We start from the raw sequence: 20,819 nt of genomic DNA on the forward strand, positions 1-20,819 counted from the left end.
TTCAGGCATTATTGGTACCACCGGCACTATTATGAAATATAGGGCGGGTTGATTTTTCCTTAAAAATATCGAAAAACCCGCCCCCAAAGGCGGGTTTTTTACTTTTTGAAATAAAAAAGTTCTTAAATAGAAATTAAAGTAAAAAGAATTCAAAATATTAGTTTTATCAGTATTTTTTAAAAATTGCATTTTGAATTATCATTGGCATAAGTTAGAAAAATAAGTAAGGTGTGATATGAAAGTTTTAAAATTTGGAGGAACATCTGTTGCCAACGCAGAACGTTTTTTGCGTGTAGCAGAGATTATTGAAAATAATGCTAAACAAGAACAAACGGCAACGGTTTTATCTGCACCAGCTAAAATTACTAATCATCTAGTGGCAATGGTTGAAAAAACCATTGCAAAACAAGATATCCAAACTAATATCTACGATGCTGAAAAAATCTTTGCAGACTTACTAGAAGGTATTTCGAAAGCGGTACCTAATTTTGCCTATGAAGAAATGAAAAAGTTTGCTCTAGATGAGTTAAATAACGTTAAACAACTATTAGAAGGTATTCGGCTATTAGGTCAATGTCCGGATAGTATTAATGCAAGTATCATTTGTAGAGGAGAAAAACTTTCGATTGCAATTATGCAAGAATTGCTTAAAGCGAAAGGTCATGCTGTAACAGTTATTAACCCTGTGGCAATGCTGATTGCTGAGGGGGACTATCTAGAGTCTACAGTTGATATTGTCGAGTCATCGCATCGAATCAGTGAAATGCATATACCTCCAGAAAATATAATTTTGATGCCAGGGTTTACCGCTGGTAATGAAAAAGGAGAATTAGTTGTTCTTGGCCGTAATGGCTCTGATTATTCAGCTTCAGTATTAGCAGCGTGTTTACGTGCCAACAGCTGCGAAATTTGGACTGATGTTGACGGAGTTTATACTTGTGATCCTCGAATTGTGCCTGATGCTAAATTACTAAAAACGATGTCTTATCAAGAAGCTATGGAACTATCGTATTTTGGTGCAAAAGTGCTTCATCCAAGAACAATATTACCTATCGCTCAATTTCAAATTCCATGTTTAATTAAAAATACTAATAATCCAGATGCAGCAGGCACGTTAATCGGCGCTAATGTTGTTGATAGCTCAACACCAGTAAAAGGTATCACTAATTTAAATAACATGGCTATGATTAATGTATCAGGTCCAGGATTAAAAGGCATGGTAGGTATGTCAGCGCGGGTTTTTTCCGCTATGTCTTATGCTGGTATTTCTGTGGTACTTATTACGCAATCATCATCTGAATATAGTATTAGTTTTTGTGTGCCTCAAACTGAACTCTACCGAGCTGAAGAGGCATTAAGTGAAGAATTTTACTTAGAGTTAAAAGATGGCTTACTTGAACCAATTGAAGTTATCGAAAAATTAGCAATTATCTCAGTTGTTGGTGATGGTATGCGTACTTTACGTGGTTTATCGGCTAATTTCTTTACTGCATTAGCCCGTGCCAATATTAATATCGTAGCAATTGCTCAAGGCTCCTCGGAACGCTCAATCTCGGTCGTCGTTGATAATGATGTTGCCGTAATGGGTGTACGTGTGACGCATCAAATGCTATTTGGTACTGACAAAATGTTAGATGTGTTTGTTATTGGTGTTGGTGGTGTTGGTGGTGCATTGGTTGATCAAATTGGTCGGCAACAAAAATGGCTTAAAAACAAACAAATCGATTTACGTGTTTGTGGTTTATTTAATTCCAAACACGCTGTACTTAATCGGGATGGTATTGATTTAACAAATTGGCGCGATCAAATAAAACAAAGCGAGACCAATTATACTCTAAATAGCATTATTGATTTTGCTAAAAATAACCGTCTCCTCAATCCAATTTTAGTCGATTGTACTTCAAGTAGTGATGTATCAGATAAATATGTTGATTTTTTAGCTAATGGTTTTCATGTTGTAACGCCAAATAAGAAAGCCAATACAAGTTCGATGGCTTATTACCATCGTTTACGGCAAGAAGCAGCTAATAGTAAGCGAAAATTTCAATATGATACTAACGTTGGTGCAGGTTTACCTGTGATAGAAAATTTACAAAATCTACTGAACGCGGGTGATGAATTAATCAAGTTTTCAGGGATTTTATCTGGATCATTGTCTTTCATTTTTGGTAAGTTAGACGAAGGTATGTCATTGTCAGAAGCAACTAAATTAGCGAAAGAAAAAGGTTTTACCGAGCCTGATCCTAGAGATGACTTATCAGGAACAGATGTCGCAAGAAAGCTATTAATTTTAGCTCGGGAGGCTGGATTACAACTAGAACTTGATCAAATTAAAGTTGAGTCAGTATTACCAGCTGAATATTCTAAAGGTAGTATCGATGAATTCATGGCAAAATTACCACAATTAGACGCTCAGTTTAAAGAAAAATCAGAAAAGGCAGCTAAAGAAGGAAAAGTGTTACGTTATGTTGGTAGTATTGATGGAAACCAATGTAGCGTTAAGATAGAATCTGTTGATAATGATGATCCACTTTATAAAGTTAAAAATGGTGAAAATGCTTTAGCATTTTATACTAGGTACTATCAACCAATTCCATTAGTATTACGTGGTTATGGTGCTGGTAATGACGTTACAGCTGCGGGTGTGTTTGCCGATATTTTACGAACCACATCTGGAAAAATTGGAGGCTAAATGAGTCAAAAATCATTAACTGTGTATGCACCTGCATCAATGGCAAATATTAGTGTTGGCTTTGATATTTTAGGTGCAGCAATCAATCCAATTAGTGGTGCGATGTTGGGTGACTGTATTACTATCGAGTCTGCAACTGAGTTTAGCTTTACCAGCCAAGGTCAATTTGTTAAAAATTTACCAAAGGATCCCAAATTAAATATTGTTTATCAATGTTGGCAGCGTTTTTGTAAAGCCATGGGGAAAACATTACCGATAAAAATGACGCTTGAAAAAAACATGCCAATTGGTTCTGGATTAGGTTCAAGCGCTTGCTCTGTTGTTGGTGCTTTTGTTGCGTTAAATAAGTTTTTTAATGAACCATTTAATAAATTTGAATTGCTCTCCATGATGGGCGAACTTGAAGGCTGCATTTCTGGTAGTGTTCATTATGATAATGTTGCTCCTTGCTATTTAGGTGGAATGCAACTTATTCTCGACGAAATGGGCATTATAAGTGAGTCAATACCTCATTTTGAAAATTGGTATTGGGTGATGGCTTATCCTGGTATTAAAGTTTCTACAGCTGAAGCTCGAGCAATATTACCAGCTCAATATCAAAAAGCCGATTGTGTCGCGCACGGTCGTTACGTAGGTGGTTTTTTACATGCTTGTTATACTAAACAACCAAAACTTGCAGCAGCAATGTTGATTGATAATATTGCAGAACCTTATCGTAAACAATTGCTACCTAATTTCGATGAAACACAAAAAAAGGTCAAACAACTTGGTGCACTAGCCTCGGGTATATCAGGCTCAGGGCCGACGATGTTTGTGGTGGCCGACAACCTTGAAACTGCACAGCAGATTGAGTCGTTGTTAAAAAGTTCTTATCTACAAAATGAAGAAGGTTTTACTCATATTTGTAAAATAGATCCACAAGGTGCAAGAGAGATTTAAGTTATTAAACAAAACAATAATATTAAATCAATAAGAAAACAATTAAAGCATAAAAGAATTGGAACACATTATGAAACTGTATAACTTAAAAGATCATTCAGAGCAAGTTAGTTTCGCGCAGGCGGTACAACAAGGTTTAGGGAAAGAACAAGGTCTATTTTTTCCAGAACAATTGCCAAAATTTTCATCAGCAGAAATAGAAGCACTTTTAAAAATGGATTTTATCACACGTAGTGCCAAAATCTTATCGGCGTTTATTGGCAATGAAATTAGCGATAATGATATGCATCGACTAGTGCAAAACGCATTCCAATTTCCAGCTCCAGTTAAATCAGTAGAAGATGATATTGGAACATTAGAACTTTATCATGGCCCAACATTAGCATTCAAAGACTTTGGTGGACGCTTTATGGCTCAGGCTTTAGTCCAAGTGGCAGCAGATAAAAAGATTACTATCTTAACAGCAACCTCTGGTGATACTGGTGCTGCTGTTGCCCATGCGTTTTATCACTTACCCAATATTCGTGTAGTGATTTTATATCCGGAAGGTAAAATTAGTCCGTTACAAGAAAAACTATTTTGTACTTTAGGCGATAACATTCACACAATTGCTATTCAAAGTGATTTTGATGCCTGCCAAGCTTTAGTTAAAAAAGCGTTTGATGATGAAGAGCTAAAAACTACAATTGGTTTAAACTCAGCTAACTCGATTAATATCAGTCGGCTTTTAGCTCAAATTTGCTATTATTTTGAGGCTTATGCACAGCTTACGCCAAAACAACGCGAACAATTAGTTATTTCAGTACCAAGTGGTAATTTTGGTGATTTAACTGCTGGTTTACTAGCTAAAACGATGGGGTTACCAATTAAACGCTTTATTGCTGCTACTAATGCTAATGATACGGTTCCACGTTATTTAGAAACAGGAAAATGGGAACCCCATAAAACTGTGGCAACATTATCAAATGCTATGGATGTTAGTCAGCCAAACAACTGGCCAAGAATCGAAGAAATTTATAAACGAGAAGGTTGGGTACTTAAATCATTAGGGCATGCTGCTGTTTCTGATTCCGTTTCCGTAGAAACGGTTAAGGAATTAGATAAAAAAGGATATTTATCCGAGCCTCATGGTGCTATTGCTTATCGTGCATTACGAGACCAGTTGCAAGAAGGGGAGTATGGTTTATTTTTGGGTACAGCTCATCCAGCTAAGTTTAAAGAAGTAGTTGAGGATATCCTTGGCCGATCAATCTCACTACCACAACCTCTGGCTGAACGAGCTGATATGCCTTTACTTTCTCACCATATGCCTGATGATTTTAATAAATTACGTGATTTCTTAATCTCATTGACATGGTAAATTCAATTCCCGTCACCAGATTGGTGACGGTTTTTAGCTTTTTTGAATTACAAGTTAATTAATAGAGCTAGTTTATATTACTTTGTTGATAACTTGTTTAAATGGCTAATTTCGGCTATTGTAATGTAAGTTAAAACGTTATCAGGATATATTTATGCACTGTCCGTTTTGTAATGCAGATGATACAAAAGTTATTGATTCTCGTTTAGTTGGTGAAGGGTTTCAGGTTCGTCGTCGTCGACAATGTGTCGAATGTAATGAACGTTTTACGACATTTGAAGTGGCTGAATTAATTATGCCTAATGTTATTAAAAGCAATAAAGTTCGCGAACCTTTCAATGAAGATAAACTCCGAAATGGTATAAAACGAGCACTAGAAAAACGCCCTGTTAGTTTTGATGCAATTGAAGATGCAATTACTCGAATTAAATCGAAACTGAGAGCAACAGGAGAAAGGGAAGTACCGGCCAAATTAATTGGTAATTTTGTTATTGAAGAGCTTAAAAATCTTGATAAAGTTGCCTATATCCGTTTCGCATCTGTCTATTTTAGCTTTGATGATATTGAACAATTCAGTAATGAAATTGCTAAGTTACAACAAAAGTAATCCTCATTATGACTATGAATAAAGATCAATTTTATATGCAGCAAGCTATTGAGCTTGCTAAACTTGGTCGCTTCACTACTACCCCTAATCCTAATGTCGGTTGTATCATTGTTAAAAATGATCACATCATTGGTAAAGGTTTTCATATGAAAGCTGGTTTACCTCATGCAGAAGTCTATGCACTAAAAATGGCTGGTGATGAAGCTAAAGATGCTACGGCTTATGTAACGCTAGAGCCTTGCAGCCATTATGGAAGAACGCCTCCTTGCGCAGATGCACTGGTTAAATCGGGAATTAAACGAGTTGTTATTGCTATGCAGGATCCTAATCCCAATGTCGCAGGACAAGGTATAAAGAGATTAACTGATGCAGGCATTGAAGTTTGTGTTGGCGTGTTAGCTGATCAAGCCGAAGCCATTAATAAAGGCTTTTTAAAACGGATGCGAACAGGTTTGCCATTTGTACAACTAAAAATGGCAGTTTCTTTAGATGGTAAAATAGCTATGGCATCAGGCGAAAGTAAATGGATAACCTCCGTTGCGGCAAGACAAGATGTTCAGCAATATAGAGCTCAGGCAAGTTGTATCTTAAGTACCAGAAAAACAGTTCAGGAAGATAATGCGAGTTTAACGGTTAGATATAATGAATTACCTGATTCAATTAAAGAAATTTACCCTTCTACCAAAATTCGTCAACCTATACGAGTGATAATCGATAGCAAAAATCAAATGACGGGTGATGAAAATATCTTTAATCAGCCTGGTGAAACTTGGTTGGTTAGAAAGCAAAATGTTCTAATATCATCACCAAATACAAAACTTATCATTGAATCATCAAACAGTCATCAAGTCGACTTATTAGAATTATTATCCATATTAGCCAAGCAGCAAATAAATTCTGTATGGGTCGAAGCTGGATCTCATTTAGCCGGTGCGCTAATTGAGCAAAATCTCGTGGATGAGTTAATCATCTATTATGCACCTAAATTGCTTGGTCATAATGCACAAGATATGTTTGTATTACCTCACTTACAAAAACTTTCGTTAGCACCTCAGTTCCGATTTGAATCTGTTGAAATGGTGGGTGATGATCTGAAAATAATGTTGAGGAACGGGGTTTTTTGATAACTTTTATTTAAATATATTGTGCTATTTAACAATTTTTGAGTTGTTAATATTCTATTTTAACGATTAACTATATCTCTGTAATTTAGAAATTAAAGTACAAACTGAGTATATTTTTACACTACTTAATCGGTTCAGTTCCTTTCTAGGGTTTATCGTTTACAACTTGTATGATAAATTTTATCTGTTTTTGAGTTAGGTATTTATCTTTTAACATAGGATGTGAAATGGCTAAAGTATCTTCGGCACAATTAAAGCGGCGATTGGAAATTGCTGCGATTGTGCGCAAAAATGGAGAAATAAAAGTTGATGAGTTATCTGACATGCTACAGGTTTCTCATGTAACTATTCGTCAAGATTTAACATATTTAGAACATCAAGGGTATTTAAAACGTTTTTTTGGGCGAGCTATCTATATTTCGCCTGAAGATTTTATTAGCAATTCAAACAGTGTGTATCCAAGTCGTTTGGCATCATATCTTAATGCTGATAATAGTGATGTTAATTTAGTAAAAACTTGTCTAAATTATATTGAAGATGGTGATACAATTTTTTTAAGTCATGGTCATTTGATTCGAAAATTGATCCCTTTTCTGCATAGCAAAAAATCATTAACAGTTATTTTAAATGATATTAATAACGCGAAACTGGTTAGAGAATTCTCAGATGCAGAAGTGATTCTTGTTGGTGGTTTTTTAATAAATGGTAATGTACTACAGCATCCTAACTTTTCATCATCTATATTAACGCAATTCCCAATATCACATTTTATATTCGAATTCGCAGCTATTAATACTAACAATTATTTAGCTATTCAAGATATTGAACATCAAGAACTTTATCAACAGATATTAAAAAATTCAGATCATTCTATCGGTATTTTACCGCCAAGAATCAGCAGTAATGATAATCATACTATTGGTAAATTAAAAAATATGGATGTTATTATTTTATCCCGCTCCGCTGTTAATGAATATCATCAACTATTGCTTAATTCTAATTTTAAACAACATACAACAACTAAATATTCTGTAACTTACCATAATGCATTGGAGGCCTAATTAACATGGATGTTAAAATTTGTACAATGGGCGAATTGTTTGTTGAATTTGTTGCTAAGGAATTCAATCAACGTTTTGATTATACAAATGAATATATTGGACCATACCCTAGTGGAGCCCCAGCTATCTTTGCAAATCAAGTTGCCAAATTAGGTTTTCCAGTTATCTTTTTAAGTTGTGTTGGAAAAGATCCTTTTGGAAAAATGTGCATTAACCGACTTAAACAAGATGGGGTAAATGTTAATGGGATTACTTCTCATAATAAAGTAAAAACAGCTAGCGCATTTTCAACGCAAATTGGTCCAAAAGAGCGAAGTTTAATTTATAACGTTTTAAATAGTGCCTGTGGCTTAATTTCATTTGATCATGTGAATGAAGCTTTATTAAAAGACTGCAATCATTTACATATTATGGGATCATCACTTTATTCATTTCGAGCCATTGATGCGATGTGCAAAGTAATAAATTTTATTAAAAGCCATGGTGGAACTGTTTCTTTTGATCCTAATTTGCATAAAGAAATGTCGGAGATTCGTGAGATAGAACAGTCTTTTAGTTATATATTAGAATTTACCGATATCATTTTGATTAATGAAACACAAGTTAGGTATTTTTCTGAAAATTATGAAAGTGATGAAGAAACGATTAAAGCTTTATTGGAGAAAGGTATCAAACATCTCGTGGTGAAAAAAGGCAGTGATGGTGCAAATTATTATTGTTGCGATGATAAAAATAATATTAATACAATTTATTCTAAGGGTTTTAGTATTGATGCGATTGACCATTCGGGTGCTGATTACTGCTTTGATGCAACTTTTGTGAGTTTACTACTGTCAGGATTTAGTGTTGAACAGACTTTAATGTATGCAAATGCTTGTTATGCGTTGTCTTCATCTTATAAAGGACCAATGGAAGGAACATCATCCCTTATCGCGATTGAAAAATTCTTATCGGAAAATATAAATAATTAATCTTATTTCAAACCCTAAAAAAAATCCCAATAACAATGTTATTGGGAAAACATAAGGAATAGGAAAACAATGAAATAAATGCATTGTTGTACATATTATGCACTCTTTTCAGATAAATTTTAGTTAAGATATGCGTAGGTTTAGTTAAATTGTTAGTATTTGTTTTGTTAATAAGTAGTAAATCTTTTAACTGATTTCGTTATAAGAATATTTCAAGTAATGAATTTAAAAATAATTTCCCATGCTCTGTGATTTGCCAGCATTGGTTGTTATCAATCAAATATTTTTTTTCAATAGCAGTCGATATCTGCTTATCAATAGAGTGTAAAGGTAAAAAAGTTCGTTGTTCAAATTCGGATTTAGGTGTGGCTTCAAATAATCTAAATCTATTCATAAAAAATTCAAATGCTAACTCATCTTTAGGGACAGTATAAGATTGTTCCAAATAGCGTCCTTCTAAATATCCTTTAGGATGTTTTGTTTTTACGGTGCGAATAATTGTGCCATCATTTTGGGTTAATTTTCCATGAGCACCACAACCAACACCGATATAATCACCAAACCGCCAATAATTTAAATTATGTTGGCATTGATAATTGGCCTTTGCATAAGCAGATGTTTCATATTGTAGGTAACCATGCTTAGTTAATAATTGATGGCCTTGTTGATAAATATCCCATAACATATCATCATCCGGTAAAACAGGCGGTTTAGAACCAAATAAAGTGTTAGGTTCTATTGTAAGTTGATACCAAGATAAATGTGGCGGTGCAATTTCTATTGCCTGTTTTAGATCACTCAATGCATCACATACTGTTTGATTAGGCAAGCCATGCATTAAATCTATATTAAAGCTTTTTAACTTTAAATTTTGTGCTAATTTTCCAGCATCTATTGCTTCTTGCGGATTATGAACTCGTCCTAATTTTGCAAGCTTATCTGCTTGAAAGCTTTGTACACCAATTGATATTCGATTAATTCCAGCTTGTTGATATCCCTTAAATCTTTCTACATCAACTGAATTAGGATTGGCTTCAATTGTTATTTCTGCGTCGTGATTAATTGGTATAATTTTATTTATACTCATTAATAATTTATTAATTAAATCCGCGGAGAAAAGACTGGGTGTACCTCCACCAATAAAAATAGAGTCAATAGAACGATCATTTGAAAGCATGACGTCTTGTTTTAAATCATTAATTAAATGATTTATATATGCTGAATAATCGGGCGTTTTCTTCATGTTATGTGAATTAAAATCACAATATGGACACTTTTGTACACACCATGGCATATGTATATATAAACTCAACGGGATTTTATATTGAACCATATACCTTTCCTCAAATTTTTAAAAAAAGTGTCAGCAACTGATAAGAAATAGCTGGCTATATTACTCCAATTTAGTAAAAAAAGCTTTTATTCCGTTTTTATAATTCGAATAATGCGCGTACAATTAATGACTAAAGACGATGTTCGCCAAGCAAATTAGATAGTTAGGAGTAAATATGAGTATTATTAAGCAGATTTTAGATAGTGATTTATCAAGTACATCAGTGAGTACATCAGTGAGTGCATCAGTTAATCAATGTACATTTGGTGAATTGCCTGTCATAGTGATTAAACATAAAACGTGTTCAGCAGCAGTATCGTTACAAGGTGCTCATCTTTTATTTTGGCAACCATCAACAGAACCGACACCGGTTATTTGGTTAAGTCAAAAAGCTAACTTTAAAAAGGAAGTTGCAATTAGAGGGGGAGTACCAATTTGTTGGCCATGGTTTGGTAAATTGGGTGATCCTATGCATGGTTTTGCGCGTCTGGTTGAATGGAAATTAGATTCTTGCAAAGAAGATAATAATGGAGTGAATTTAACTTTATCATTAACTAATAATCAGCAAACAGAACAGTTTTTCACAAAACCTTTCCAAGCTTGGTTAACCATTCATGTTGGACAAACGTGTGAAGTGAATTTATCTTGCACTGGGGATTTCGAAGCAACAAGTGCATTACATACTTATTTTGAAGTTAATAATATTAATGATGTCACTGTTAAAGGTTTAGGCGATTCTTATCAAGAACGCTTAGCAGTTGAAAATAAACCATCAATTTCAGGGCAACTTACCTTTAATCAAGAGGTTGATCGCATTTATACCCATGCGGATGACTCAATCCTTATTACCGATGGTAAACGAACAATTAAATTAACTAATGTTAATGCAAGTGATGTTGTTACTTGGAATCCTTGGATAGATAAAGCTAAAGCAATGGCGGATTTTGCTGATGAAGAATATCAATCTATGGTATGTGTTGAAACGTGTCGTATTAATAAGGCGTTAAAATTATCGCCAATACAGAAATCAACATATGGATTTAAGATTGAAGTTATTTAATCATTAGGTTTTGATATTGCAAACGCAATCAATATAAGACTATATCTTTATTAAACTGATTATTTGATTGCGTTTACAATCATAACACTTTATAATCCTTAGCGCTTTTTAGAGCATCAATTTTATAGCCAACTACTGGGTCGCCTGTAATTGGTTTTTTATTTAGAATAAACAAGAGAAATCAATATGTTTAAATTTAAAGCAGAAGTTAGAAAAGAGCATGGTAAGGGTGCGAGCCGCCGCCTGCGTCACGCTGGGCAGTTCCCAGCAATTGTTTATGGTGGAACAGAACCTGCAATTTCTATTGTGTTAGATCACAATCAAATTTTCAATATGCAAGAAAAACCAGAGTTTTATTCTGAAGTACTAACTATTGAAATTGACGGTAAAGCAGTTAAAGCTAAAGTGCAAGCAGTACAACGTCATCCATTTAAACCAAAATTAGTTCACATGGATTTTGTACGCGCATAATCATATGTTTGTTGAAAAATCATTCAACAATATCTTTAAATAAAAGGTCACCTAAATGGTGACCTTTTATTTTTTACTATAGTCTTAAAACGACAAATACCTATTGTTATAATTTATTCTATTAACTTGATGTATATTGGTATCAAACATAATAAAATAAATTGTAGATTACACCATTTTAGGAGAAACTCATGTCTGATATCCCAGCTTGCGATTTGGTAATTTTTGGCGCTAAAGGGGATTTAACAAGGCGCAAACTATTACCGTCTCTATATCAATTAGAAAAATATGGAAAGTTGCCAAAGCAGACAAAAATTTTAGGTGTAGGTCGAGCTGATTGGGATCAAGCCGCTTACACTGAGGTTGCAAAAGATGCGTTAACCACATTTATGACTGAACCACTAGATGAAAGTATTTGGCAACGTTTTAGCCAACGCCTTAACTTTCATAAGTTAGATGTTAATGACATTGCCGGTTTTAATTTATTAAAAGATAAGCTTGAAAAGTCACATCCTGCTATTTTCTATTTTGCGATGCATCCCAATGCCTTTGGTACGATTTGCCAAGGGTTAGCTGAAGCAGGTTTAAATCAGGCTCAAAATAGAATTGTAATGGAAAAACCACTAGGTTTTGATCTGCAATCATCAAAGGAAATTAATGATTCAGTTGCAAAATTTTTCAGTGAATCACAAGTTTATCGTATCGACCATTACTTAGGAAAAGAGTCAGTTTTAAATTTACTCGCACTTCGTTTCGCTAATCCTGTATTTGCTTCGCTTTGGGATAGAAATTCTATTGATCATGTTGAAATCACTGTTGCAGAACAAGTAGGAATTGAAGGTCGCTGGGGTTATTTTGATAAAGCGGGTCAAATGCGTGATATGGTGCAAAACCATTTATTACAAATTCTGACGATGATTGCCATGTCTCCACCTGCAAATCTTGAAGATAATAGCTTGCGTAGAGAAAAGATTGCTGTACTTAATGCATTACGTCCAATTAATAAAGCAAATATCCGTGAAAAAGTTGTTAGAGGACAATATACTGCAGGGTTTGTTAATGGTATCAATGTTCCTGGTTATTTAGAAGAAGATGGTGCAAACAAACAAAGTAATACGGAAACATTTGTTGCTATTCGAGTTGATATTGATAATTGGCGTTGGGCGGGTGTGCCTTTTTATTTACGAACCGGAAAACGTTTACCAAGCAAGTGTTCTGAAGTAGTAGTTTATTTTAAATCTTTACCCCTTAATTTATTTAGTGAGTCTTATTCTGAACTACCGCAGAATAAACTAACAATTCGTCTACAGCCAGATGAAGGTATGGATATTGAAATTTTAAATAAGGTGCCAGGATTAGACAGTACACATAATTTACAAACGACTAAGTTAGATTTAAGTTTTAGTGAAACTTTTCATCAACAAAGTGCTGATGCTTATGAGCGGTTGTTACTTGAAGTGATGCGAGGAAGACAAGCATTATTTGTTCATCGAGATGAAGTAGAGGCAGCTTGGAAATGGGTTGATTCAATTATTAGTGCCTGGAAATTAGATAATGAACCACCTAAAACTTATCCTGCTGGTACTTGGGGGCCTGTCGCTTCGGTTGCTTTGATAACTAAAGATGGTCATTCATGGCATGAGTTTGAATAGAGGAATTTAACAATATGTTTACATTAAAAAAATATCCAAATAGTCAATTATTAATTGAAGATTTAGCTGCTTATATTGTCAAAGATTTGAAACAAGCTATTGATAAAAAGGGACATGCTTCTATTGCTGTATCAGGTGGTAAAACACCTATTCCATTATTTAAACTATTAAGCCAACAAGATTTAGATTGGCACAATGTTTTTATTACATTAGTAGATGATAGATGGGTAGATGATACCGATGATGCTAGTAATGAAAAATTAGTGTTAACTTACTTATTACAAAATAAAGCTAAATTGGCCAATTTTGTAGGTTTAAAAAATAGTTGTGATAATCCATTTGATGGTGCAGAAATTACAGACAAAATTTTAAATAAAATTCCTATGCCTTTAGATGTTTTAATCTTAGGAATGGGAGAAGATGGTCATACTGCCTCACTTTTCCCTGGTGCGGCAAATTTGCGGGCTGGTTTGGATATGAAATCAGGTCGCAAAGTTGTTGGAATGACTCCATTGACGGCTCCATTAGACCGCATTACTTTAACATTACCAACTATTTTAGATAGTCAAAATATCTATCTGCATTTAGTTGGAGAAAGCAAAATGCAGGTATTACAACAAGCAGAAAAGGGAGATGATATTAATCAAATGCCAATTCGTGCAATACTGCAACAAAACAAAGTCAATGTAATTGGTTTTTGGACAGCATCTTAACTGAACAATCAACTTTGCCAGTTTTACTGGCAAAGCTCTCATTTCTGGTCTTATATTAAAACACCTATTGAGCTATTTTTAATTATTAATAAATTGATTATTTGTGACTTTTTTTATTATTAGTTTGTTTCGGATATTAATAAACACTGTTAATAATTTCGTCTTACCATTTCTAAGCGCTTCACTTAATTTGTTAGTGCTCACTTATTATCTTATTAATTTCTTAAATTGTTAGAAATTAATTGATTAAATATCTATTATTTTTGTAACTTTTGTGGTAAAAAGTGGGGTTAAGTGGTAAAAAATAGGTTTTTAATTAACATATTGATTTTTTAATAATTTAAAAACAATAAAAATTAACAATTACGGTGCTTTCATGTTTAGTGGTGCAATTTCAGTCAATTTAGATAGCAAAGGGCGAATAGCAATCCCTACTCGTTATCGTGAATTTTTGCCTGATGGTTTAGTTTGTACCATTGGTTTATATCACCCCTGTTTGACACTTTATTCAATGATTGAATGGCAAAAAATTGAATTACAGCTATCAACATTATCAACAGTTGTTGAAGCAGAACGAAGAATTAAAAGACTATTATTAGGTTATGCAACGGAATGTAATTTAGATAATGCAGGACGTATTTTACTTCCACCAACTTTACGTACTTATGCAAAACTAGAAAAACATACCATGTTTGTTGGCCAATCTAATAAATTTGAGATATGGGATGAAGCAATTTGGTATCAACAAATTAGTGATGACATTGCCACATTATCAACAGATGTTGAAAACTTATCAGAAAATTTAAAAAGTCTAACAATTTAATAAGAGTAAATAAAGATGGATTATCAACATAAAACTGTTTTGTTAAATGAAGCTGTGGCTGCATTAAATATAAAAAAAAACGGTATTTATATTGATGGTACTTTTGGGCGTGGTGGTCATTCTAGGTTAATTCTTGAACAGTTGGGTGAACAAGGGAAACTAATTGCAATTGACCGAGATGAACGTGCTGAACAAGCCGCACTTAATATAACCGATCCTAGGTTTACTTTTATTCGAGGAGAGTTTTCGAATGTACATCAATATATCAATGATTTAGGGTTGTTAGGTAATATTGATGGCTTTTTATTAGATCTGGGGGTTTCATCTCCACAATTAGATGATCCTGAAAGAGGATTTTCTTTTATGCGAGATGGACCACTTGATATGCGGATGAATAACCGCAAAGGTGTAACTGCAAGTGAGTGGTTACTAAATAGTGATGAAAATGATATCGCATGGGTTTTAAAAACTTTTGGGGAAGAAAAGTTTGCCAAAAGGATTGCACGTGCAATTGTGGAACAGAATAAAGTTTTACCAATTACTCGTACATTAGAATTAGCAAATCTAATTGAAAAAGCAACACCGAAAAAAGACAAAAATAAACACCCAGCAACACGCTCGTTCCAAGCTATTCGCATTTATATAAATAGTGAATTGGAAGAAGTTGAGCAAGCCTTAAATAGCAGTTTGTCAGTGCTTGCTGCTCAAGGAAGACTTGCAGTTATTAGTTTTCATTCATTAGAAGATAGAATTGTTAAACAATTTATAAATAAACAGAGTAAAGGTCCTAATTTACCAGCTGGCTTACCATTAACAGAACAACAAATTAAACAATATGGTGATGCTAAATTAAAATCACTTGGCAAAATTAAGCCAAGCAATAATGAAATATATGGTAACCCGCGTTCTCGAAGCGCGATATTAAGGATAGCAGAAAGGAAAAATGAATAGTAACAATGAAATTTATCAAAGAACAAGTGTAGATATACACAATCAAAAAAGACCCAGCAAAAGTTTATTTGGATTAATCCTTAGTGATTTGCTCGGCCATCAAAAAATTTCATTATTGTTATTGGTTTTTATTATTATTTCTGCTGGAGCTGTATTAGTTATAACCCAGCAAGTCCGTAAACAATTATTTGAACGTGAACAATTATTACTCGAACAAGATGTTTTAGAAAGTGAATGGCGTAATTTAGTTATTGAGGAAAATGTACTTGCTGATCCAAAACGTGTTGAAGATAAAGCTAAAAATCAATTGGGCATGTCATATGTGACACCGCAAAATGAAACCGTTATTGTGATAAAGAGTAAATAATGAAGTTTGCTAATAAAAGAGATAATGTAAAACATACTACAAAGTCGAATAAAGGGAATAAATTAAATAGTAAAAAACAAATTTTTACCCTCACTCGATTTTATATTGTTTATGGTTTTATTATTTTAGCAATTATTGGTTTACTTGTCCGATTGGCAATTTTACAAATAATAGAACCTGATAAGTTAATTGCTGAAGCCAATAAACGCTCAATTCGTCATCAAGAAATGAGCGCACCTCGAGCAATGATTACGGATCGTAATGGCAGAGCATTGGCTGTTAGTGTACCTATGTATGATGTTTGGGCTGATCCGAAAATTGTTGTACAAAAAGGTGGAGTTGATCCTAATGATATCCGTTGGCAAGGATTAGCAAAGACATTGAATATTCCAATGTCGACACTAGAGCAAAAATTGAGTAATCCATCGATGCGTTTTGTTTATTTGTCTAAACAAATTACACCAACAATATCGGATTATTTAAAACAATTAAAATTACCTGGTATTTCGTTTGCCAAAACATCTAAACGTTATTATCCAGCAGCTGAAAATATAGCACAATTAATCGGTTTAACTGACATTGATGAAAATGGAACGGAAAAAGGTTCAGAAGGAATTGAAAAAAGCTTTAATAAATGGCTGATTGGTGAATCAGGACAACGTGTTGTTAGGCGAGATCGTGTTGGTAGAGTTATAGAAGAATTAGAAAGGACTGAAAGTGAAGTTGCTTCTGATTTGACATTAAGTATTGATGAACGTTTACAATCGCTCGTTTACAGTGAACTTAGTCAAGCTGTGGAATTTAACAAAGCTGATAGTGGCACAGCTGTTTTAATTGATGTTCACACGGGTGAAATATTGGCCATGGCAACCAGTCCATCCTATAACCCGAATAATCGCTCTTCAATTGATTATAGTTTATTACGAAATCGAGCGATAACAGATGCATTTGAGCCAGGTTCAACAGTTAAACCTTTAGTTGTTATGGCTGCATTAGAGAAAAAAATAGCTGATTTAAACACGGTTATTGATACTAGACCTTTTTTGGTAAATCGTTATGAAATCAAAGATGTGTCTTATCAAAAAGCCCTAAATTTGGCTGGTATCCTTGAAAAATCAAGTAACGTCGGTGTGAGTAAGTTAGCTTTACAAATGCAATCAGGTGACCTTGTTGAGTTTTATAGCCGTTTTGGGTTAGGACAACCAACTGAACTCGGTTTAGGTGGAGAAGTGAGTGGTTCAATTGCTGCTGATAGAACAAGAAAATGGGCTGATATAGAAAGAGCGACGTTTTCTTTTGGTTATGGATTAAGTGTTACCCCACTACAGCTAGCTAGGGCTTATGCAACTATCGGTAGCTATGGTGTTTATCGACCTGTTTCAATATTAAAAATTAACGAGCCAGTAGAAGGTAAACGTGTTGTAGCTGAAAAAACAGCTAAAACAGTAGTGCAATTAATGGAAGCGGTTGCTGTGACTGGAGGTGGTACCAAAGCTTCTGTCCCTGGATATAGTGTAGGTGTTAAAACGGGTACAGCTAAAAAACTATCTGGTGGACGATATGTTAATCAATATTTAGCTTATACCGCTGGTATTGCACCAGCAACAGGACCTAAATATTCACTGGTTGTTGTTATCGATAATCCAAAAGCTGGGCAATATTATGGTGGTTCTGTTTCAGCCCCTGTTTTTAGCCGTATTATGGGGGGAGTTCTTAGAACAATGAATGTAAAACCAGATCGTCAAGTTGATGGTCAAATGATTGTATATTAATAGGTAATAAATAATGGCAACAAGCACATTTAAAACTTTATATAACTTATTAGGTGGGAATCAACTACCAGTAGATGATTTCCCGCTTAATCAATTAGTAATTGATAGTCGGAAAGTGCAAAAAGGAGATGTGTTTGTAGCTATTAAAGGGTATACCGTTAATGGTAAAGATTTTATTCCTCAAGCAATTTCATCAGGTGCTGTACTTGTTCTAACTGAAACAAACAGAAAATCAAATGATTTGAAAATTGATTACCTAAATCAAAAAGACGAGAAAGTTATTCCACAAATAAGTGTGTTTCAACTTTCTCAAAAATTATCAAAAATTGCAGCTGATTTTTATCATTCGCCTTCTAAACATTTATCTGTAATTGGAGTAACAGGGACAAACGGTAAAACGACAATTACGCAGTTGATTGCACAATGTGCAACTTTATTAAATAAAAAATCCGCATTGTTAGGCACGATTGGTAATGGTGTTTACAATCATCTCGAACCCTCGCCAAACACAACTTTATCTGCTGTAGAAGTTCAGTCTTATCTAGCTGATTTTGTAGCAAAACGTGTTCAAGTTGTGGCAATGGAAATTTCTTCCCATGGGTTATCGATGAATCGGGTAAAAGAATTACATTGTGCAGCGACAGTATTTATTAATCTAAGCCGAGATCATCTTGACTATCATAAAACGATGAATAGATATGCTAAGGCAAAATGGTCGCTATTTAGTTATGATGAAAAAGAAAAGCAGGTAGCTAGTTCAGGAAAAACCATTATTAATTATGATGATGCTTATGGACGACGTTGGATTGATAAATTATCAAAAGCTACTGCAGTATCATGCCAACCTAAGTCATTGCGACGCTTGAAGATGATGGACAACCCTTTTGTTGGTGTGTCAATGATTGAATATCATGATAAAGGTGCCGAAATTCATATGGAATCAAGTTGGGGTAATGCCATTATTCATAGCCGATTACTAGGTGAATTTAATGTATCAAATTTACTATTAGCAATCGCAACATTACTAACACTTGATTATCCATTTTTTGCAGTAGTCAATATGGCATCGTACCTTAAGCCAATATGTGGTCGCATGGAAGTGATACACGTGAAAAATAGCCCAACGGTAATCATTGATTATGCCCATACACCTGACGCTCTACAAAAAGCATTACAAGCAAGCCGCATTCATTGCAAAGGTAAATTATGGGTGATTTTTGGCTGTGGAGGCGATAGAGATACAGGTAAAAGACCATTAATGGGGGAAGTTGCTGAACAGTTTGCTGATAAAATTGTATTAACTAATGATAATCCTCGTACTGAAGATGAAATAAAAATTATTCATGATATACAAGAGGGGCTAACTGACGTTAAAAATACACAAGTTATTTCTGATAGAGTTGAAGCTATCACAAAGACCCTAGCTCAAGCCAAACCTGATGATGTTATTCTAATAGCTGGGAAAGGACATGAAGATTATCAGATTATAGGTATAACAAAGCATCATTATTCAGATCAAGAAACCGTAAAACAGATTTTAGGAGTAGAGAATCAATCATGATTCCTTTAGATATTAAGCAAGTTGAAAAAATAGTTAATGGGACTTCTTATCATATTCAAGATGAGAGATTAACTATTGGAGAAATTTGTACTGATTCACGAAAAATTACTCATAAATCACTATTTATTGCATTAGTGGGTGATAAATTTGATGGTCATTTATTTGCTAAACAAGCTATTAAAGATGGAGCTTGTTTGGTAATTGCTAATCACAAACTCGACGATGATATTCCTCAAATAGTAGTAAATGATACCCATTTAGCATTAGGTCAAATCGCTTCATTTGTGCGAGATCAAAGCTCAGCTAAAATTGTCGCGTTGACTGGTTCATCAGGTAAAACATCTGTGAAAGAAATGACTGCTACTATTTTACAGCAGTGTGGTGAAACACTTTATACTCAAGGTAATTTTAATAATGATATTGGAGTTCCATTAACGTTATTAAGATTATCAAAGCAAGATCAATTTGCAGTTATTGAACTGGGTGCAAATCATATTGGTGAAATTGCTTATACCACTCGTTTAGTTAAACCAAATAGTGCACTCATTAATAATATTGCTTTAGCTCATATTGAAGGTTTTGGTTCACTTGAAGGGGTAGCAACAGCTAAAGGTGAAATCTTTGAAGGGCTTTCAGAAAACGGCATCGCGATTATTAATTTAGATAGTTGTTCTGATAATTGGTTAAAAGAGCTAAATAATAAAACTGTTTGGACCTTTTCTTTACATAATTCTTCTGCTGATTTTTATGCTAGTAATATAAAAGTAATGGATCAGACTATTTTCACATTGTGCACACCAATTGGTGAGAGTGAAATCACCTTACCATTAGTTGGTGAGCATAATGTATCTAATGCAATTGCTGCTGCAGCTTTAGCAATATCAGTAGGTGCAACTTTAATAGAAGTTAAGAAGGGATTAGCAACGTCGAAATCTGTGAAAGGGCGTCTTTACCCAATTAAATTAAATCAAACTCAATTAATTTGGGATGATTCCTATAATGCTAATGTTGGGTCAATGTCGGCTGCTATTAATGTTTTAGCAACTCAACCAGGTTATCGAGTTTTAGTCGTAGGTGATATGGCGGAATTGGGACATAACGCAAAAAATTATCATCAACAAATTGGTGAATTAGCTAAACAACAAAAAATTGATTGTGTTGTCAGTGTTGGTGATTTAAGCGAATTGATTAGCCAATTTAGTGGTGTTGGACACCATTTCGTTGATAAACATAAAGCAGTTGAGTTTTTGTTAGCGTTATTACAAAAATATCTAAACTTAACTATGTTAGTTAAAGGTTCACGTAGTGCAAGAATGGAAGAACTAATCACAGAAATTCAATTAAAAACAGGTCAGGATTAAA

Annotated in this window: 18 protein-coding genes; 17 read left to right on the forward strand and 1 reads right to left on the reverse strand. The window is 34.1% G+C overall.

Translation table 11 applies throughout. From position 1 onward, the window contains the following. The first annotated feature begins 235 nt into the window (after positions 1-235). From thrA to J3U00_RS00165, 7 genes are all read left to right on the forward strand, one after another. Complete coding sequence (gene thrA, locus J3U00_RS00135) at positions 236-2,692, forward strand: bifunctional aspartate kinase/homoserine dehydrogenase I (RefSeq protein WP_065562342.1); 2,457 nt, start codon at positions 236-238, stop codon at positions 2,690-2,692. Further along, positions 2,693-3,631, forward strand: a complete 939-nt coding sequence (gene thrB, locus J3U00_RS00140) for a homoserine kinase (RefSeq protein ID WP_220225132.1) — start codon at positions 2,693-2,695, stop codon at positions 3,629-3,631. Between the two features lie 70 nt (positions 3,632-3,701). Then, positions 3,702-4,991 carry a threonine synthase gene (gene thrC / locus J3U00_RS00145; protein ID WP_267331154.1) on the forward strand — a complete coding sequence of 430 codons (1,290 nt, stop codon included), beginning with the start codon at positions 3,702-3,704 and terminating at the stop codon, positions 4,989-4,991. A gap of 154 nt (positions 4,992-5,145) precedes the next feature. Next, positions 5,146-5,598 carry a transcriptional regulator NrdR gene (nrdR, locus tag J3U00_RS00150; protein ID WP_034882816.1) on the forward strand — a complete coding sequence of 151 codons (453 nt, stop codon included), beginning with the start codon at positions 5,146-5,148 and terminating at the stop codon, positions 5,596-5,598. A gap of 14 nt (positions 5,599-5,612) precedes the next feature. Further along, positions 5,613-6,722 (forward strand): bifunctional diaminohydroxyphosphoribosylaminopyrimidine deaminase/5-amino-6-(5-phosphoribosylamino)uracil reductase RibD, encoded by a 1,110-nt coding sequence (gene ribD, locus J3U00_RS00155; protein WP_416379874.1) that lies wholly within the window; start codon positions 5,613-5,615, stop codon positions 6,720-6,722. Between the two features lie 227 nt (positions 6,723-6,949). Continuing rightward, positions 6,950-7,783 carry a DeoR/GlpR family DNA-binding transcription regulator gene (locus J3U00_RS00160; protein ID WP_267331156.1) on the forward strand — a complete coding sequence of 278 codons (834 nt, stop codon included), beginning with the start codon at positions 6,950-6,952 and terminating at the stop codon, positions 7,781-7,783. Between the two features lie 5 nt (positions 7,784-7,788). Next, positions 7,789-8,754, forward strand: coding sequence for a sugar kinase (locus J3U00_RS00165; RefSeq protein ID WP_065562337.1), 966 nt, complete (start codon positions 7,789-7,791; stop codon positions 8,752-8,754). 199 nt (positions 8,755-8,953) lie between these two features. Here the strand turns inward: J3U00_RS00165 and hemW are convergent, their stop codons facing one another. Then, positions 8,954-10,087: a radical SAM family heme chaperone HemW gene (gene hemW, locus J3U00_RS00170; RefSeq protein ID WP_267331157.1), complete on the reverse strand. Its 1,134-nt coding sequence runs from the start codon at positions 10,085-10,087 to the stop codon at positions 8,954-8,956. Positions 10,088-10,262: 175 nt separating this feature from the next. Here hemW and J3U00_RS00175 point away from each other — a divergent pair, with 175 nt between their 5' ends. The 10 genes from J3U00_RS00175 to murF all read left to right on the forward strand — a co-directional run bounded on the left by J3U00_RS00175 (position 10,263) and on the right by murF (position 20,818). Continuing rightward, positions 10,263-11,147: a D-hexose-6-phosphate mutarotase gene (locus J3U00_RS00175; RefSeq protein WP_267331158.1), complete on the forward strand. Its 885-nt coding sequence runs from the start codon at positions 10,263-10,265 to the stop codon at positions 11,145-11,147. A gap of 186 nt (positions 11,148-11,333) precedes the next feature. Continuing rightward, positions 11,334-11,618 (forward strand): 50S ribosomal protein L25, encoded by a 285-nt coding sequence (rplY, locus tag J3U00_RS00180; RefSeq protein ID WP_065562334.1) that lies wholly within the window; start codon positions 11,334-11,336, stop codon positions 11,616-11,618. A gap of 191 nt (positions 11,619-11,809) precedes the next feature. Next, positions 11,810-13,270 carry a glucose-6-phosphate dehydrogenase gene (zwf, locus tag J3U00_RS00185; RefSeq protein ID WP_065562333.1) on the forward strand — a complete coding sequence of 487 codons (1,461 nt, stop codon included), beginning with the start codon at positions 11,810-11,812 and terminating at the stop codon, positions 13,268-13,270. A 14-nt stretch (positions 13,271-13,284) separates the two neighbouring features. Next, positions 13,285-13,983 carry a 6-phosphogluconolactonase gene (gene pgl, locus J3U00_RS00190; protein WP_065734809.1) on the forward strand — a complete coding sequence of 233 codons (699 nt, stop codon included), beginning with the start codon at positions 13,285-13,287 and terminating at the stop codon, positions 13,981-13,983. Positions 13,984-14,359: 376 nt separating this feature from the next. After that, the gene (gene mraZ, locus J3U00_RS00195; protein WP_267331159.1) at positions 14,360-14,806 is read left to right on the forward strand and encodes a division/cell wall cluster transcriptional repressor MraZ; all 447 of its coding nucleotides are present in this window, start codon (positions 14,360-14,362) and stop codon (positions 14,804-14,806) included. A 9-nt stretch (positions 14,807-14,815) separates the two neighbouring features. Continuing rightward, positions 14,816-15,757, forward strand: a complete 942-nt coding sequence (gene rsmH / locus J3U00_RS00200) for a 16S rRNA (cytosine(1402)-N(4))-methyltransferase RsmH (protein WP_416379873.1) — start codon at positions 14,816-14,818, stop codon at positions 15,755-15,757. After that, entirely contained in the window at positions 15,750-16,124 is a 375-nt protein-coding gene (gene ftsL, locus J3U00_RS00205) for a cell division protein FtsL (protein WP_065562329.1), read from the forward strand. Before rsmH ends, ftsL begins: the two co-directional genes overlap by 8 nt. Continuing rightward, the gene (gene ftsI, locus J3U00_RS00210) at positions 16,124-17,896 is read left to right on the forward strand and encodes a peptidoglycan glycosyltransferase FtsI (protein WP_081299465.1); all 1,773 of its coding nucleotides are present in this window, start codon (positions 16,124-16,126) and stop codon (positions 17,894-17,896) included. Before ftsL ends, ftsI begins: the two co-directional genes overlap by 1 nt. A gap of 13 nt (positions 17,897-17,909) precedes the next feature. Beyond that, positions 17,910-19,457 (forward strand): UDP-N-acetylmuramoyl-L-alanyl-D-glutamate--2,6-diaminopimelate ligase, encoded by a 1,548-nt coding sequence (gene murE / locus J3U00_RS00215; protein WP_267331161.1) that lies wholly within the window; start codon positions 17,910-17,912, stop codon positions 19,455-19,457. After that, positions 19,454-20,818, forward strand: a complete 1,365-nt coding sequence (gene murF, locus J3U00_RS00220; RefSeq protein ID WP_267331162.1) for a UDP-N-acetylmuramoyl-tripeptide--D-alanyl-D-alanine ligase — start codon at positions 19,454-19,456, stop codon at positions 20,816-20,818. The genes murE and murF overlap by 4 nt, the downstream gene beginning before the upstream one ends. Position 20,819 lies beyond the last annotated feature (1 nt).

It is taken from the genome of Gilliamella sp. B3127 (assembly GCF_026536935.1).
Taxonomy (GTDB): domain Bacteria; phylum Pseudomonadota; class Gammaproteobacteria; order Enterobacterales; family Orbaceae; genus Gilliamella; species Gilliamella apicola_E.